At 74.5% G+C, this 15376-nt stretch carries 17 protein-coding genes; 10 read left to right on the top strand and 7 right to left on the bottom strand.

The features are described 5' to 3' along the window. Positions 1-6: 6 nt before the first annotated feature. Genes A4A78_RS11930 through A4A78_RS11920 form a run of 3 tightly spaced genes read right to left on the bottom strand, consistent with a single transcriptional unit; the run spans position 7 to position 1821 of the window. Complete coding sequence (locus A4A78_RS11930; RefSeq protein WP_062949473.1) at positions 7-783, bottom strand: class I SAM-dependent methyltransferase; 777 nt, start codon at positions 781-783, stop codon at positions 7-9. A gap of 10 nt (positions 784-793) precedes the next feature. Beyond that, positions 794-1387 (bottom strand): class I SAM-dependent methyltransferase, encoded by a 594-nt coding sequence (locus A4A78_RS11925; RefSeq protein WP_062949469.1) that lies wholly within the window; start codon positions 1385-1387, stop codon positions 794-796. Positions 1388-1398: 11 nt separating this feature from the next. After that, positions 1399-1821: a hypothetical protein gene (locus tag A4A78_RS11920; RefSeq protein ID WP_197466674.1), complete on the bottom strand. Its 423-nt coding sequence runs from the start codon at positions 1819-1821 to the stop codon at positions 1399-1401. Positions 1822-1954: 133 nt separating this feature from the next. Here A4A78_RS11920 and A4A78_RS11915 point away from each other — a divergent pair, with 133 nt between their 5' ends. Further along, positions 1955-2293 carry a hypothetical protein gene (locus A4A78_RS11915; protein WP_062949467.1) on the top strand — a complete coding sequence of 113 codons (339 nt, stop codon included), beginning with the start codon at positions 1955-1957 and terminating at the stop codon, positions 2291-2293. Here A4A78_RS11915 and A4A78_RS11910 read toward each other — a convergent pair. Continuing rightward, entirely contained in the window at positions 2277-2972 is a 696-nt protein-coding gene (locus A4A78_RS11910; RefSeq protein ID WP_062949465.1) for a TetR/AcrR family transcriptional regulator, read from the bottom strand. The two genes, A4A78_RS11915 and A4A78_RS11910, sit on opposite strands and share 17 nt — an antisense overlap. Before the next feature lie 109 nt (positions 2973-3081). On the opposite strand from A4A78_RS11910, the gene A4A78_RS11905 reads away from it, so the two are divergent. The 6 genes from A4A78_RS11905 (at position 3082) to A4A78_RS11880 (ending at position 9988) form a co-directional block, all read left to right on the top strand. After that, complete coding sequence (locus A4A78_RS11905; RefSeq protein WP_062949463.1) at positions 3082-4050, top strand: NAD-dependent epimerase/dehydratase family protein; 969 nt, start codon at positions 3082-3084, stop codon at positions 4048-4050. Then, positions 4047-4466, top strand: coding sequence for an SRPBCC family protein (locus A4A78_RS11900; RefSeq protein ID WP_062949461.1), 420 nt, complete (start codon positions 4047-4049; stop codon positions 4464-4466). Before A4A78_RS11905 ends, A4A78_RS11900 begins: the two co-directional genes overlap by 4 nt. A 106-nt stretch (positions 4467-4572) precedes the next feature. Beyond that, complete coding sequence (locus A4A78_RS11895) at positions 4573-5892, top strand: sensor histidine kinase (protein ID WP_062949459.1); 1320 nt, start codon at positions 4573-4575, stop codon at positions 5890-5892. Next, complete coding sequence (locus A4A78_RS11890) at positions 5880-6521, top strand: response regulator transcription factor (protein WP_062949457.1); 642 nt, start codon at positions 5880-5882, stop codon at positions 6519-6521. The genes A4A78_RS11895 and A4A78_RS11890 overlap by 13 nt, the downstream gene beginning before the upstream one ends. Before the next feature lie 288 nt (positions 6522-6809). Beyond that, on the top strand, positions 6810-8747 hold the full coding sequence (locus A4A78_RS11885) for an HNH endonuclease signature motif containing protein (RefSeq protein WP_062949455.1): 1938 nt from the start codon (positions 6810-6812) through the stop codon (positions 8745-8747). A gap of 116 nt (positions 8748-8863) precedes the next feature. Continuing rightward, entirely contained in the window at positions 8864-9988 is a 1125-nt protein-coding gene (locus tag A4A78_RS11880; RefSeq protein WP_231881028.1) for an FAD-dependent monooxygenase, read from the top strand. 16 nt (positions 9989-10004) lie between these two features. Here A4A78_RS11880 and A4A78_RS11875 read toward each other — a convergent pair whose 3' ends face one another. Next, positions 10005-10604, bottom strand: a complete 600-nt coding sequence (locus tag A4A78_RS11875; protein ID WP_062949454.1) for a trans-aconitate 2-methyltransferase — start codon at positions 10602-10604, stop codon at positions 10005-10007. Positions 10605-10729: 125 nt separating this feature from the next. On the opposite strand from A4A78_RS11875, the gene A4A78_RS11870 reads away from it, so the two are divergent. Together A4A78_RS11870 and A4A78_RS11865 are read left to right on the top strand one after the other, a co-directional pair. Then, the gene (locus A4A78_RS11870) at positions 10730-11938 is read left to right on the top strand and encodes a glycosyltransferase (RefSeq protein ID WP_062949453.1); all 1209 of its coding nucleotides are present in this window, start codon (positions 10730-10732) and stop codon (positions 11936-11938) included. Next, positions 11935-12693 carry a PIG-L family deacetylase gene (locus tag A4A78_RS11865; RefSeq protein ID WP_062949452.1) on the top strand — a complete coding sequence of 253 codons (759 nt, stop codon included), beginning with the start codon at positions 11935-11937 and terminating at the stop codon, positions 12691-12693. Before A4A78_RS11870 ends, A4A78_RS11865 begins: the two co-directional genes overlap by 4 nt. 18 nt (positions 12694-12711) lie before the next feature. On the opposite strand, the gene A4A78_RS11860 is transcribed toward A4A78_RS11865, so the two are convergent. Both A4A78_RS11860 and A4A78_RS11855 read right to left on the bottom strand, forming a co-directional pair. After that, entirely contained in the window at positions 12712-13449 is a 738-nt protein-coding gene (locus A4A78_RS11860) for an endonuclease/exonuclease/phosphatase family protein (RefSeq protein WP_062949450.1), read from the bottom strand. Next, positions 13446-14501 carry an ADP-ribosylglycohydrolase family protein gene (locus A4A78_RS11855; protein WP_062949448.1) on the bottom strand — a complete coding sequence of 352 codons (1056 nt, stop codon included), beginning with the start codon at positions 14499-14501 and terminating at the stop codon, positions 13446-13448. The genes A4A78_RS11860 and A4A78_RS11855 overlap by 4 nt, the downstream gene beginning before the upstream one ends. 70 nt (positions 14502-14571) lie before the next feature. Here A4A78_RS11855 and A4A78_RS11850 point away from each other — a divergent pair, with 70 nt between their 5' ends. Next, the gene (locus A4A78_RS11850) at positions 14572-15375 is read left to right on the top strand and encodes a hypothetical protein (protein WP_062949446.1); all 804 of its coding nucleotides are present in this window, start codon (positions 14572-14574) and stop codon (positions 15373-15375) included. The last annotated feature ends 1 nt before the right edge of the window (position 15376 follow it).

Below are 15376 nucleotides of genomic sequence, written 5' to 3'. Positions count from 1 at the left end.
GACGGCTCAGGGCGCGGCGACGAGCAGCACGAGGGATCCCTCGTAGCGCGGCAGGGTGCGCAGCGCGCCATGACGGGCGTCCCAGGTGCCGTCGAGCAGGTCCCCGGCGAGCTCCCGGGTGAAGCGGTCGCTCACCGCGGGTTCCACCAGGGACCAGGCGGAGCAGGCGCGCTGCGCCTCGAGATCCAGCAGGTGCTCGGGCCGTCCGAAGTAGGCCTCGGTGAACCCGTCGGTGCAGCCCTGCGGGATCAGCACGGTGCTGATCGAGACGCTGCCGCCGAGCCCGTCGGCGAGCGCGTCGAGTGCGGGATAGCGGCGCGCCTCGACCTCGAGCACCTCCGGCGCGTACTCCCGCACCCAGAACTCCTGGACGCGGCTCGGGTCGCAGGTGAGGAGCACGACCGGGCCGCGCGTCACGCGGCGCAGCTCGGCCAGGCCCGCAGGAAGGTCCCGCCACTGGTGGACGCTGAAGGTGGTCATGGCGGCGTCGAAGGAGTCGTCGGCGAAGGGGAGCTGCTCGGCGGTCGCGTCCACGGCCGGGGACAGGTGGGCGGGGCGCTGGGCGCGCATCACGGCGGAGGGCTCCACGGCGGTGACCCCCCGGTCCGTCGGCTCGTAGGAGCCCGCCCCGGCGCCGACGTTCAGCACGGTGCGCGCCTCGCCGAGCGCCTGCGCGATCACGGCGGCGAGCCGCTGGTCGGGGCGTCGGTAGCGGGAGTAGGTGGACCCGAGGGCGCCGTAGTCCGCGTCTCCCGCGCTGCCGTCCTGGATGCGCTGTGCCATGGGCGTCAGCCTAGTGAGGGGCTCGGGCGTGGACGGCGGCATGGGGTCGCGCGCCCGGGTCCGTGCGCGTCTCGACGTCGACGACCTCGAACCCCGCCGCCTCCACGAGCTCGGTCATCCGGCCGACGGGCCAGTGCTGCGCCGGCGCGACGGCGTGGTCGAAGGGCTCCTGCCTCGCCCCGTCGAAGAACCCCAGCAGCAGGGTCCCGCCGCGGCGCAGGGCCCGGTGCAGCGCGGAGAGGGCGCCGGGCATCGCCGCGGGCTCGAGATGGATCAGCGAGTACCAGACGAGGATCCCGCCCCAGGCGCCCGGATGCCCTTCGAGGTCGGCGAGCGCGGCGCGGCGGTAGACCGTCCCGGGATGGCGGTCCCGGGCGCTCCGCACGAACTCCGCCACCGGGTCCCAGCCCTCGACCTCGAGGCCGAGCGCCGCGAGGTGCGCGGTCCAGTGCCCGGGGCCACAGCCGAGGTCGAGCAGCGGCCCACAGGCCGTGCGGGCCCAGGTCTCGATCCGTCGGACGTCCGCAGGGGCCATCGCCTCGACGCTGCCGAGCAGCGCGGTGTACTCCTCGGCGCGCCGGGCGTAGGCCTCCAGTGCGGTCATGGACGAGGATCCTAGGCGGCAGCGGCAGGGCCGCCCTTCAGGCGCGCGAGGACGAGCAGCGCGGCGGGGACCAGGACGAACAGGAACCCGCTGGGCCCGAGGATCCACACGCAGCCCAGGGCCCAGAGCCCGAGCACGGGCCCGAACGCCGCGAGTGCTCGCCCTCCCTGCCGCCCCAGACGGATCAGCAGCAGCGCGAGCAGGATCCCGGGGAGGACGAACCCGCCGGGCAGCCCCAAGAACTGGGCCGCCTCGTCGAGGCTCGCCTCGGTGGTGCGCAGCGGTCCGGCGAGCCAGTCGGCCCAGTACGGATGGAGCGAGAAGGCGAGCGTGTGCAGGGCGCAGATCGCGAGGAGGCTCCGGCCGGCGGCCGTCGTGAGGCGGTCGGGACGGGGGCGGGTGCGGAGGGCGGGGGTGTCGGTGGTGGTGCTCATGGGACGAGCCTCGCCCTTGCCCGTCCCGCCCGCCTCCCTCCCGCGAGCGACTGCGCTCCCCCGTGAGGGGGAACGGTGGGACCGCCCGCGTCGCTCCGCTCCTCTGTCGCACCCCGCTCCTAGGCTCGTGAGCATGTCGCCGTCGCGCCGCTCCGCTGCGCGCTCCGTCCCCGCCGATGCGGTGCGGGCCGAGCGCGAGCGGATCCGTGCGCTCCTGCTCGCGCAGCGTCCCGAGCTGGGCGCTCGCCTCGCCGTCGGCCCGAGCGGTGCGCTCGTGATCCCGCTGCGCAGGGGCGGGAGCGTCGAGATCGGCAGGATGCGCCGACGTGGCACGCCCCGCTGGGTCGTGGTCGCCCCGTCGGCGGCGGGCGCGCGGGTGCGAGAGCCCGCGACGCCGAGCGCGATCGTCCGGGTCGTCCTCGCCGCGCTCGACGAGGACGCGACGGGCAGGTCGCTCAGCGCGGTGCGATGAGGTCCGCGAGGATCTCGATCTGGGGGCGGAGGATGCCCTCGCCGAGGGCGACCGCATCGGGGCCGAGCTGGCCGAACAGGTGGGCGCTGATCACGCCGACGAGTCCCGACCAGGCCGTGACGGCGCGGGCGGCGGTCGCGGCGTCCGCCTCGATCGCGAACTCCGTCAGATGCCGGTCCAGCAGCCCCGAGACCGCAGGGTCGAGCGCCGGCGACTCGCCGAGCGGTCGATCCCCCCGGGCCGCGTCGGCCGCGATCGCGAGCACCTCGCGGGTCACCTGCGTGCCGGGCGCGTTCGTGGTCTCCGACGGCGCCGCGTAGCCCGGGACCGGGGTGCCGTACAGCAGCGACCAGCGCTCCGGGGCAGCGAGCGCCCAGCTCGACATCGCCCCGCCGAGGGCGAGGAAGCGCTCGCGCGGCTCGTCACCGGCGCCCGCGAGACGCTCCTCGACCGCGGCGGCGAGGTCCTCGTAGGCGTCGACGATCAGCAGGGTCAGCAGCTCGTCGCGGCTGGCCACGTAGCGGTAGACCGCCGAGGAGACCATGCCGAGGCCGCGGGCGATCTCGCGGACGCTGAGACCGGCGACGCCGCTCTCGGCGAGCTGGGCGTTCCCGAGCTCGACGATGCGGGCCATGGTGCGCTCCCGGGCGAGGGCGCGGGACGTCGGTGCGGCGTTCATGCTCCGCATCCTCCCACACTCCGAGAGCACTGCTCTTGACGTCGAACCGAGAGCGGTGTTCACTGTTCTCGACAGAACAGAGAGCAGTGCTCACATTCGGGAGGCAGTCATGCATCACCTCGTCATCGGAGAAGGACAGATCGGCCGCGCGATCATCGAGCGGGCGCTCGCGGACGGCGACACCGTCACCGTGCTGCGCCGCACCGCGAAGGACCCCGACCCCGGGATCCGACGCGTCGCCGGGGACGTGCTCGACCCGGCGGCGCTCGGGGCCGCGATCGACGGCGCCGACGCCGTCATGGCCACCTTCCACGCCCCCTACGACGCCCGGCTCTGGCGCGAGCAGCTCCCGCCCCGCGAGCTCGCCGTGCTCGACGCGGCCGCCGAGCGCGGGATCCCGGTGATCTTCCCGGAGTCCTTCTACGGCTTCCAGGGCGGTGCCGCCTCCCTCACGGAGGACGCCCCGCCCAGTCCGCAGGACGAGAAGGGACGGGTGCGGCTGGAGCTGCTGGCCGCACGCCGCGCGCACCGGGCCCGCACCCTCAGCGTCATCGCCTCGGACCTGATCGGGCCGAGCACCGTCGGCACCGGGGCGGCGGTCGCGACCGCGATGGTGATCGAGCCTGCGCTCGCCGGGCGTCGCGCGATCCTGTTCGGCCGGGCCGACGCACCGCACACCCTCACCCACGTGCCGGATCTCGCGGCGGCGATGCTCCACGCCGCCCGTCGCGCCGAGCACCTGACCGGGGCCGCGGGCGATGCGGTGCTGAACGCCCCTGCCGCCCCCGCCCGCACCCAGCGGGAGCTGATCGCGGAGGTGTCCCGGCTCGTGGGCGCGCCCGCCCGTCGGCCGATCCCGATCCCTCGGGCGGCACTGACCCTGCTCGCGCCGTTCAACACCTTCGCCCGTGAGCTCCACGGGATCTCCGGGCTCTGGTACGGGCCGTGCGTGCAGGTGCCGGGGCGTCTCGAGCGGGAGGAGGGGCTCGTCGCGACGAGCTGGGAGGACGCGGTCGGCGCGACGGTCAGGGCGGCGCAGGGCGCTCGCGACACGGGGGCTGTTAGCGTCGCCCCATGAGCGACTCCGCTGCCCCCGTCGGCCCCTCCCTCCATCTCTCCGTCGTGATCGACCGCCCCTGGCGTCGCGTGTACGAGTACGTGAGCGATCCGCGGAACCTGCCTCGCTGGGCGGCGGGGCTCGCCGGCAGCGAGGTGCAGCGCGAGGTCTCCCAGTGGTCGATGAGCTCGCCGATGGGGCGGGTGCTGGTCAGCTTCGTCCCCGAGAACGATCTGGGCGTGGTGGACCACACCGTCACCCTGCCCACCGGCGAGTCCGTGCTGAACCCGCTGCGGGTGCTGCCGCTGACGGAGGAGAGCTGCGAGGTGGTGTTCACCCTGCGCCGCGGCGCGATGAGCGAGGCGGAGTTCGCGGAGGACGCCGAGGCCGTCGGCGCGGACCTGGCAACGCTGAAGGAGATCTGCGAGCAGGGCTGAGGCTCGGGCAGGAACGCATGGATGCCCAGCGGTGTCGGGCCAGCCCGACACCGACCGTCCCGGTGACAGGATGGGCCTTCCGGCGATCCGGCCCGAGAGTGGAGGCATGACCACGATGACCCTGCCCCGCACGGCCGACGAGACCCCCGCCCAGGCCCGGGGCGTCGGCGCCTGGGCGTCCCGGATCGGCCGCTTCCTCGGCTACTCGTTCCTCGCCCTGGTGCTCGGCGCGATCGGCTTCTCCCTCGTCATCGCCCTGCTCTCGGCGGGCGCGGCGACGGTGGTGGTGTGGGTCGGGCTGCCGATCCTGGTGGGCGGGGTGCTCGTCGCCCGCGGTTTCGCGGCGGCCGAGCGGGCCCTGCAGTCCGCGATCCTCGGCACGCACCTGCCCACGCCGCTGCCGAAGCAGCCGCGCGCCGGCGCCGGGTGGGTGCGGCGGATGCTCACCCCGCTCACCGATCCGCAGCGCTGGCTGGACTCGCTGTGGGTGCTGGTGAACTTCCTGCTCGCCCTGATCACCTTCCCGCTCGCGATCGCCTGGACGCTCGGGGCGATCGGGACCGCCGGCGGACCGCTCGCCACGCTCATCCTGGAGAACGTGCTGCCGGACGCGGACCGCAGCGCATTCGCGGACCTGCTGGGCTTCACCGGGCCGACGGCCCTGGCCATCGACATCGCGCTCCAGGTCGCCGTGGGGCTGCTGTTCCTGCTCACTGTCGGCCCCGTGGTGCGGGGGCTGACCGCCCTGCACCGCGGGGTCGGGCGGGGTCTGCTCAGCTCGCGACACGAGGAGCAGCAGCGCCTGGCGCGCGCCGAGGAGTCCCGTGCCGCGGGCCGCTCGGCGGAGTCCGCGGCGCTGCGCCGCCTCGAGCGGGACCTGCACGACGGCCCGCAGCAGCGGCTCGTGCGCGCCTCCATGGACCTCGCCCGGATCGAGTCACTCACCGAGAAGGATCCCGAGCGGGCACAGGCCGTGCTGCGCGAGGCGCGAGAGCAGCTGGGTCTCACCCTCGACGAGCTGCGTCGGCTCTCGCGCGGGATCGCCCCGCCGATCCTGGTGGACCGCGGCCTGCCGGCGGCGCTCGCCGAGCTCGCGGCGATCTCCCCGCTGCCCACGACGGTGGAGGCCCCGGAGCTGGACCTGCCCGAACATGTCGAGATCGGCGTCTACTACGTCGTCTCGGAGGCGCTGACCAATGCCGCGAAGCACTCCGGGGCGGGGTCTGTCGTGGTGGAGGTGGCGCGGATCGGCGAGGATGTGCGGGTGAGGATCGAGGACGACGGACGCGGCGGTGCAGAGATGCGGACCGGCGGCGGGCTCGCCGGGCTCGCGGGACGGGTCGCCTCGCTCGAGGGCCGCCTGAGCGTGCACTCCCCCGACGGCGACGGCACCCGGGTCGAGGCGGTGATCCCGTGCGTGTCCTGATCGCCGACGACTCGGCGCTGCTGCGCGAGGGACTGCGTCTTCTGCTGGAGGACGCGGAGCACGAGGTGGTGGGCACCGCCGCGACGGGCACGGAGCTCGTGGCCCGGGCGCTCGAGCTGCGGCCCGACCTGGTGGTCTCCGACATTCGCATGCCTCCCTCGCACAGCGACGAGGGACTGCGGGCCGCGAAGGAGATCAGGGCGGCATGGCCGCAGGCGCCGATCGTCCTGCTGAGCCAGTACGTGGTGGTGGGCTACGCGACCGAGCTCATCGAGTCCGGGGCGGAGTCGACGGGCTATCTGCTCAAGGACCGGGTGTTCGACATCCGCTCCTTCCTCGAGTCGATCGAACGGGTCGCCAGGGGCGGGGTCGCGATCGATCCCGACGTGGTCGCTCAGGTGATCGCCTCCCGGCGGCGCTCACCGCTGGACGACCTCACCCCGCGCGAGCGGGAGGTGCTCGAGCTGATGGGCGAGGGACTGACGAACGCCGCGATCTCCGAGCGGCTGTTCCTCAGCACCGGGGCGATCGAGAAGCACACCCAGCGGCTCTTCGCGAAGCTCGGGCTGAGCGACGACGCGAGCGTGCACCGGCGGGTGACGGCGGTGCTGACGCTGCTGGGGAAATAGTCGATCCGTCGCGTCCCAAGTCGAATCATTCCTCCACAGTCGGCGGTCGTGCACAATTCCGTTCACGACATTGACGCAGGAGCCATCTCGCTATTCCGGGGGATCGACTTCTCGGAGACGCATCACGGGCGACACCTCCGCACCGGCATCGCAGAAACCGCGCCGACCATTCCTCCACACACCCACCTTTTCCACACTTTTATCCACATATCTCAGCGCGTCGACCGCGTCATCCACAGAATCCTTCCTGGCCTGTCGCCAGGAATCGACGCTCATTACGCTGGAGGAATGGAGAACACGACACCGCAGGATGACGGGGACCGCCCCGGTGGGGACGCTCCCCACCCCGGCGCGGCACCCTCGTCGGCCGACGTGTCAGGGCCGCCAGGCGCGTCCGGGGCTGCCGGCGCGTCCGGGGCGTCCGGCGCGTCCGGCCCTGCCGACCGTGCTGCGGCGGCCGGCAGCTCCGGAACGGCCGACAGCAGTGGAACGGTCGATGCGCTGGACCAGGCCGCCGCGCAGCTCGCAGACCTCGTCGCCGCCCCGTCGGCCCGCGCGGTCCTCGCCGAGATCGTCACCTCCACCCTCCACGCTTTCACCCGCACGCGCTCCACGCGCGACCCCTTGCCGGACACCGCTCCGGGCAGTGGGGAGGAGGCCCTGGCCGTGCTCGCCGGACTCGACCACCTGCGCTCCGCGCTCGCCGCCATCGACTCGACCTGGCAGGTGCGGGCCGAGCAGCGGATCGCACGCGATGACGAGGCCCGCGACGTCCCCGCCTCCCGACGCGGCAAGGGCGCGTCCCACGAAATCTCGCTCGCCCGTCGCGTCTCGCCCTCCTCCGGCTCCTACTCCCTCGCCGCGGCGCGGAGACTCGTCCAGCAACTGCCCGGCACTGCCTCGGTGCTGCGCCGCGGACGACTCACCGCGGAGCAGGCCTCGACCGTCGCGACCACGCTCGACGGCGCGTCCCCGGAGACCTGTGCACAGATCGACCGGCTGATCGCCGAGGACCCTGACGCGCTGCAGGGACGCGGGCGCAGGCGCCTGGCCTCCGACCTGCGCGGCATGATCCAGCAGCTCGAACCCGAGGGCTCACGGGACCGGGCCGAGCGCGCCGCGAGGGCCCGGCACCTGACGATGACACCGCTGGCCGACGGGATGGCGCGGATCAGCGCGGTGCTGCCGGGGCTCGACGCGACCTCCGTGATGCAGACCCTCCACGCCCGCTCCGAGTCGCTCCGCGCCGGCGGCGCCCGTACATCTGCACGCGCCCTCGAGGCGGACCTGCTGGTGGACGCCGTGCTGCGCGCCGCCCCCATGAGCGGCGCCCTCGCACCCACCGCCTCCCGACCGCGACTGGACCTCGGCGTCGTGATCACGGACCGGGCTCTGCTCGGGCGGGGCGACGAGGACGAGTGCGCGCTGCTCGAGGGCTACGGCACGATCCCCGCTCACGTCATCACCGACACCCTGCAGGGGTGTCCGCCGGGGCGCATCCGCGAGGCGGGGCCTGATGGCCCGCAGGACGACGTCGGCCCTCCTCCGGCCGCCGATCGGATCGGGGACGCGGAGCCGGCCTGCCCGATCGAGGGCGCGGAGCCGGTCGACGCGGTCCACGACGGGCAGGTCGAGCCGCCCGCACCGGAGCCACCGCCGCCCGGGCCGCCCGCCCCGCTCGAGCATCCCGACCACGAGGCCGCCGCCGTCTTCCGTCGGCTGTACGCGAGCCCGCGCCCCGGGGAGCTGGTGGCGATGGAGTCACGGGCGCGCGCCTTCCCCGTCGGCCTCTCCCGGCTGATCCGTCTGCGGGACGTCACCTGCCGCACGCCCTGGTGCAATGCGGTGATCCGCCACATCGACCACGTCCTGCCGCACCACCGCGGCGGGCCGACCAGCTACGAGAACGGTCAGGGGCTGTGCGTGCGCTGCAACCTGGCCAAGGAGCACGGGACGTGGGAGGTCACGGCGGTCGGCGGCGACGGGCGCGATGCCGGGAGTGCTCCTGCGACCGACACAGGGAGCGATCCCACGACCGACACCGCGACCAGCGGCTCGACCCGTCACCGCTGGACCAGCCCGCACGGCGCGGTCGGCTACTCGTCACCGCCGAGAGTGATCCCTCCGCCCCTCCGCCCCGCAGATGCCTCCTGCCCCTCCGAGAGCGAATCATCCGGGGCAGAGGACGGGATCGCACCGCCCGGGGACGGCGCGGATTCCCCGTGACTCCCACCGCTCGCGCCGCCTACGCTCGCACTGACCGGTCGGCGCTCCGCGTCGGCCCCGCCCCGGCGTGACGGGCGCGCCGCGGACCCCGCCGGACAGCCCGCGAGGACGGTGCGATGCACGGATCTCCCCCACCCACGACCACCCGCCCGCTGCACCTCACGATCCTCGGCGCCGGCGTCGCCGGGCTCGCCGCCGCGATCCTCCTCTCCCGCGACGGCCACCACGTCGAGCTGCTCGACGAGCGCTTCTCGATCCCCGCCGTCGGGACCTCGCTCGGACTGTTCGGCCCGGCGCAGCAGGTGCTGGACAGGATCGGGGTGCTCGAGGCGGTGCGTGAGCTCTCCGCCGCCCCTGAGCGCGGCACCCTGCGCGCCGCCGACGGGCGGGTGCTCGCCGAGATCCCCGCCGGCGGTGCCCTGCTGGTCCCGCGCTCCACGCTCGTCCGCCTGCTGCAGGAGGCGCTGCCCGCGGAGGTCCGCACCGTCCGGCGGCGGGTCGAGAACGTCCGTCCGCTGCGCGCCCGCGCAGACCTGCTGATCGGCGCCGACGGAGTCCACTCGCTCGTGCGGCGCTCGGGCTGGCCGGGCCGGCCCGCCGCCCGCTCCCACGGCATGACCGTGCTGCGCGGCACCGCCGAGGGGACGCCGCCGGAGATCTCCGAGACCTGGGGCGGGGGCTGGCTGTTCGGGATCACGCCGCTGGCCGGGGAGGGCACGAACTGGTTCGCGTGCCTCCCCGAGCACCGTGCCCCGAGCACGCGCGCGAGCCTCGAGCACCTGCGCTCCGTGGTGGGCGGTCGGCGCGCCGCGATCGACGAGGTGCTCGCCGCGGCCTCTCCGGAGCGGACCCTCGTCCACGGCATCCGCACCGTCCCTGCCCTGGTGCCGGTGCGGGACCGGGCCGTGCTCCTCGGGGACGCCGCCCACGCGATGGCGCCCAACCTGGGCCACGGGGCGAACACCGCCCTCGCCGACGCCGCCGCGCTCGCGGACGTGCTGGCACAGGACCGGCCGGAGGGAACCGGGCGGGGGCGCGACGGGCTCGGCGAGCCGGGGCGGGATCTCACCGCCGCGCTGAGGGCCTACGCCCTGCGCCGCACCCTGCCGGGCCAGGCCTGGCGGATCGGGTCGGGGATGATGCTGCGACTGGCGATGCTGGACGGCGCTGCTCCCCTGCGGGACCGCCTGCTCGGCGGGGCGCCGCTCATGACGCCTGTCGCTGCGCCGCGCGACGGATGACCGACAGGATCCCGGCTCAGCGCACCTTCCGGGCCAGCGTGGTGATGACGTGCCAGTGCTTCTTCTCCGCGAGGAAGCGGCCGTCCTCGTCCCGCACCGAGCGGTCGATCACGTGGAAGTCGCGGAACATCGCGTCGATCTCGTGCAGCGGGAGCGTGGCGACATCGGGCAGCTCCGCCCAGGAGTCGTTGGGGCCGAAGAAGTCCACCGCCATCACGCCGCCGCGCGGGAGGGCGCCGACGAGCTTCGCCCACACCTCCGGCAGTGCCTCCGGGCCGAGCAGGCCCAGGGTGTAGGTCGAGTAGACGATCTGCGCGGACGGGAACTCCTCCACGTCCTGGATGTCGGTGTGGTGGAAGGTCACCGAGCCGCTCATGCGCTCGTTCTCCACCAGGCGGGCAGCGAGGGTGTCGTCGCTGTCGTAGGCATGGACCTGCCAGCCGCGCCGGGCGAACTGGAGGGAGTCGGCACCGGCGCCGGCCCCCAGATCGAGCACGACCCCGGGACGGCGGTCACCTCCGGCCGCAGAGATCGCCTTCCCCACGAGCCGACGGGCGGGACGGCCCGCGGCGTGGGCGTTCAGCGCCGCCCAATCAACCTTCTCCGCCGTGTCCATGCCTGTCAGGCTCCACCATGCTCATTCCCAGTTCAACTTCCCGTGACCCAGGCCGCGTCCTATTTCGTCACGGGCGAACAGCGGCCCCTCGGAGCGCCGCCGCGCGGCCCCTCTAGGATGGCGGGATGACGGCCACCTCCCTGCGGATCGCCGCGGTCTGCCTGCACACCTCACCGCTCACCGAGCCCGGAGGCGCGGATGCGGGCGGCATGAACGTCGTGGTGCTCGAGCAGTCCCTCGCCCTCGCCCGGCTGGGCCACCGCGTCGACCTCTTCACCCGACGCTCCGACCCCGACGCCCCGGCCGTGGTCGAGGTCGCCGACGGGGTGCGCCTGCTGCACCTCGACGCCGGGCCCGCCACCCCCGTCGCCAAGGGCGAGATGGACGCGATGATCCGGCCCTTCCGCGAGCAGCTGCGGCCGCACCTCGCCGACGGCGACTACGACCTCGTCCACTCCCACCACTGGTTCAGCGGCGTCTCCGCCCTGCCCCTCGCCCGGGAGCTCGACCTCCCCCACCTGCAGTCCTTCCACTCGGTCGCGGCGCCCGAGGGCTCCTCGACGCTCGAGGCCGGGGAGCCGGCCGAGTCCGAGGGCCGCATCCCCGGCGAGCAGTTCGCCGCGACCGGCTCCGACCTCGTCATCGCCGTCTCCGACGCGGAGGCGCGCACCGTCGTGGAGCGCTACGGCGTCCCCGGCGAGCGCCTCGCCGTGGTCCGCCCCGGCGTGGACGTGGACCGCTTCCACCCCTGCGAGGACGTCCAGGCCCGGCGCCACCGCCCCACCCTCCTGTTCACCGCGCGGATCGAGCCGCTGAAGGGCCCCGACCTGGCGCTCGAGGTCCTCGCTCGGCTCGACCCCGCACGGGGCGCGCGGCTCGTGCTGGCCGGCTCCGCCGCCCCCGCCTTCGCCGAGTACCTCGAGTCGCTGCGAGCCCTCGCGAAGGAGCTCGGCGTCGAGGACCGGGTCGAGATGGTCGGCACCCTGGACCGCGATCAGCTCGCCGAGGCGATGCGCTGCGCCGGCGCGCTGCTGCTGACCAGCTGGTCGGAGACCTTCGGCCTCGTCGCCCTCGAGGCGCAGGCCAGCGGTACCCCCGTGCTCGCCTGGCGCGCGGCCGGCGGGGTGCGGGAGGCCGTCGCGCCCGACGGTCTGGTGCAGGGCAGCCGAGACCCCGACGTCTGGGCCGAGACCCTCGAAGCGCTCCTCGACGACGAGGACCGCTACGCAGCGGCGGTCCGCGCCGCCCGCGAGTTCGCCGCCTCCCGCACCTGGGAGGCGACCGCCGAGGCGCTCGCCTCCCAGTACACCCGTCTCGTGGAGAAGCGCGCATGAGCACCGACCCCTGGCAGCTGCTCGGGACCGCACGCACCGTGCTCGCCGTCCACGCCCATCCCGACGACGAGTCGCTCTCCACCGGCGCGCTGCTCGCCGCGCTCGCCGCCGACGGCACCCGCGTCGTGCTCGTCACCGCGACCCGCGGCGAGGAGGGCGAGATCGTCCCCGGCGCGGTCGCCGACGGGGACGAGCGCCCCCTCGAGGAGATCCGGGAGCGGGAGATCGATGCCGCGACCGCCGCGCTCGGGATCGCCGAGCGGCACTGGCTGGGCACCGCCCCCGCGCTCGCGGCCGGCGCGGCCCCGCGCCGCTACCGCGACTCGGGCATGGTATGGGTGCGCGAGGGGCTCGCCGGTCCCTCCCCCGACGCCGGCCCCGACAGCTTCTCCCTCGCCCCGCTCGAGCAGGCCGCGGACGACCTCGTCGCCCTGGTGGAGCAGTCCCGCCCGGACGTGCTGATCGGCTACGACGACGAGGGCACCTACGGGCATCCCGACCATGTGCGCGCCCACCACGTCGCCGTCGCCGCGGCCGAGCGGACCGGCGTGCCGCTGGTGCAGATCGCGAGCGACGCCGCGGCACCGGGCACCGTGGTGCGCGATCTCCCGCAGACCGCGGACGCGGTGGAGCGGGCGGTGGACTCCTACCGGACCCAGCTCACGCTGCGCGGACCGGTCGAGGGAGGGTTCGCGATCCGGCACGTCGGAGGGCAGGACGACATGGTCGCCCTGCGCGCCGGGCTCAGGGGCTGAGCACCCCGCTCAGGCGCGTCAGAGGCTGACGTCCAGCAGCGTCGGCAGGTGATCGCTGGCGCCCGAGAGCCGCTCCGCGCCGACCCGCGCAGTGGAGCGGACGGCCCGCGCGTCCCGCACCCGCACGCCCTCGCCGACGAGGATCGCGTCGATCCGGCGCACCGGACCGGCGGCCGGGAAGGTGTGCTCGGACTGCCCGGCCGGGTCCCGCAGCAGCGGATCGAGCAGTCGCCGGGCCGCGCCGTCGGCGGTCTCGTTCAGGTCGCCGCCGACGATCACCGGCGCCCCCGCCCCGCGCACCAGCGCCGTGACGTGCTCGGCATGGCGCAGACGGTTGTCCTCCTGCAGCGCGAAGTGGAGCGAGGAGACGACGACCTCGCCGCCGCCGGGCACCGACAGCCGTACCGCGGCGACCCCGCGCGGGTAGGTCGAGTTCAGGTCCGTGACGGTCTGCGCGACCGGGTGCATGCCGCGGCGGATCACCTGCGCGGCGACGTCCTCGGTCGCGAGGATCGCGAGGCCCCGCCCGCCGAGCCCGCCGACGAGGACCCGTCGGCCGACGCGCCGGGCGAACCATGCCAGCCGCGACGTGGGCAGCACGAAGCGGGGCGCCTCCTGGACCAGCAGCACGTCGGGGTCGAGATCGCCGACCGCCTCGATCAGCGCGTGCAGGTCGCCGCGCAGCTCCCACAGGTTCCAGGACAGGATCCGCAGGTCCCAGCCGCCGCGCCCCGAACTGCCTCGGGCGGCGCTCACGGGCTCGGCTCCTCGGCCACCTGCGGGGCGATGACCCGCTCGACGAGGTTCGTGAGCTCCTCGACCTCGTAGCCGGGCCAGCCGAACAGGACTCGCCTCCATTCGGGCGGGACGGCCTTGTGGCCGAGCGCCGCCCCCATCAGGGAGCCGGTGATGCAGGCGACGGTGTCGGTGTCGTAGCCGGCCCGGGCCGCGGCCTCGAGAGCGGCGACCAGTGCGTCGCGCTGGGCGAACTTCCCCTCGGGAATCGGGCCGACGCCGGCGATCGCCGCCCACGCCGCCTGGAAGGCGCCGACGACCCAGCCGTTGCGTCGGAACATGACCGGGGTCGACTCCTCCGCCTCCTCGATCCGGTCCTGCCAGACCGTGCGGCGCTCGGGCTCGAGCTGGTCGAGGCCGACGCGCACGTCGAGCTCGCCGGTGAGGATCGCGTGGCGCACGGCGAAGCCCCACAGGATGCAGGCCTCGATCGTGTCCGGATGCACGTGTGTCAAGCGGCACACCGAGACGATCGCCTCGGCCGCGTCCGCGTCCGGGGAGAGCAGATAGGGCAGCACCGAGGCGTGGGCGCGCATCAGGGAGCCGTTGCCCGCGGAGGTCGGGTGGTCCTCGTGCGCCTTCGCGGCCGCGGCCCGGAAGTCGACCGCGCGGGGCGCGTAGTGGCCCGCCTCGCGGCCGATGTCCGCCGCGGAGCGCAGCACGTGGGAGGTGAGGTTCCCGATGTCCGGGGTGCCCAGCGACCACGAGTACCACTCGCGCGCGATGTGGTCCTGCGCGGACTCGAGCCGCAGGTCATGGTGGTCCGAGGCGGCTAGAGCGGCTTCGAGCACGACGATCGCCATCGAGGTGTCGTCGGTCCACTCCCCCGGCTGCCAGCCGAGCACGCCGCCGCCGATCATGGCGATCTCCTCGGAGTCGACGACGGGGGCCTGGAACTCGTAGGGCGCCCCGAGCGCGTCCCCGGTCGCCGCGGCCACGACGGCGCCGACCGCCCGCTGCCGCTGCGCCGCGGTCAGCCCGGGGGCCTGGGAATGCTTCTCGTCGGTCCTCACGAGGCCATGGTTCCACAGGTCAGGCCCGGGCCGGGCCCCGTTACCCTGGTGGGGACCGAGAAGGAGCCCCATGACCGACACCCCCGCGGAGCCCCGCCCGCACTGCGACGACCCCCACGATCCCCATGACCACACCGGTCATGACCATCCCCCCACCGGGGCGGATCTCGTCCGGGACCTCGTCAAGGGCCTGTCGATCCAGGCCCTGCTGATACCCGCCCTCGCGATCGTGATGCTGGTGGCGATCCTGCCCTTCGCCCCCACCACGCCGGTGCCGTTGCTGCTGGGCATCGGGCTGGGCGCCCTGCAGCTCGTCTCCCTCGTCGCGACGAGCCTCTTCGTGGCCCGCACCCGCCGCCAGCTCGCCGTGAACCCGGGGCTGGTCGCGGTGCGCAGCGTGCTCGAGGAGGTGCTGCGCATCGCCGCGGTGCTGCTCGCTCTCGTGCTGTGGCCGGCCGACATCCGCTCCGAGCTCGGGGTGTGGGTGGGCGCCGGCTGCGCGCTGGTGTGGATCGTGCTGGCGACCGCGCAGACCGTCGCGACCCGGCGCCGCATCGCCACGCCCGGCGACTGGTCCGAGGAGGCGATCTCGACCCTGCTCTCCCAGCGCGTCGGCGCCCGCGAGACCGTCGTGATGCGCCTGCTGGACGTGCTCGGCACCGTGATGTTCCAGCTCGGCGCGACCGTGCTCGTGATCCTCTCGCCCGTGCTCGCCGTCGGCACCGCCGTGCTCTCGATCGGCACCGGGCTGTCGACCCTCGTCCTCCAGCGCAGGCCTCCGGCGGAGCGCTCCCGCACCCCCTGGGCGTACATGCCCATCGCCCTCGGTGCACTGACCCTCGCCCTGGCCGTGCTCGGACTGCTGAGCCTCTGAC

This window comes from Brachybacterium sp. sponge, from assembly GCF_001613775.1.
GTDB classification, from domain to species: Bacteria; Actinomycetota; Actinomycetes; order Actinomycetales; family Dermabacteraceae; genus Brachybacterium; species Brachybacterium conglomeratum.
The sequence above is the reverse complement of the archived record's forward strand: the minus strand, read 5'-3'. Positions and strand labels throughout refer to the sequence as shown.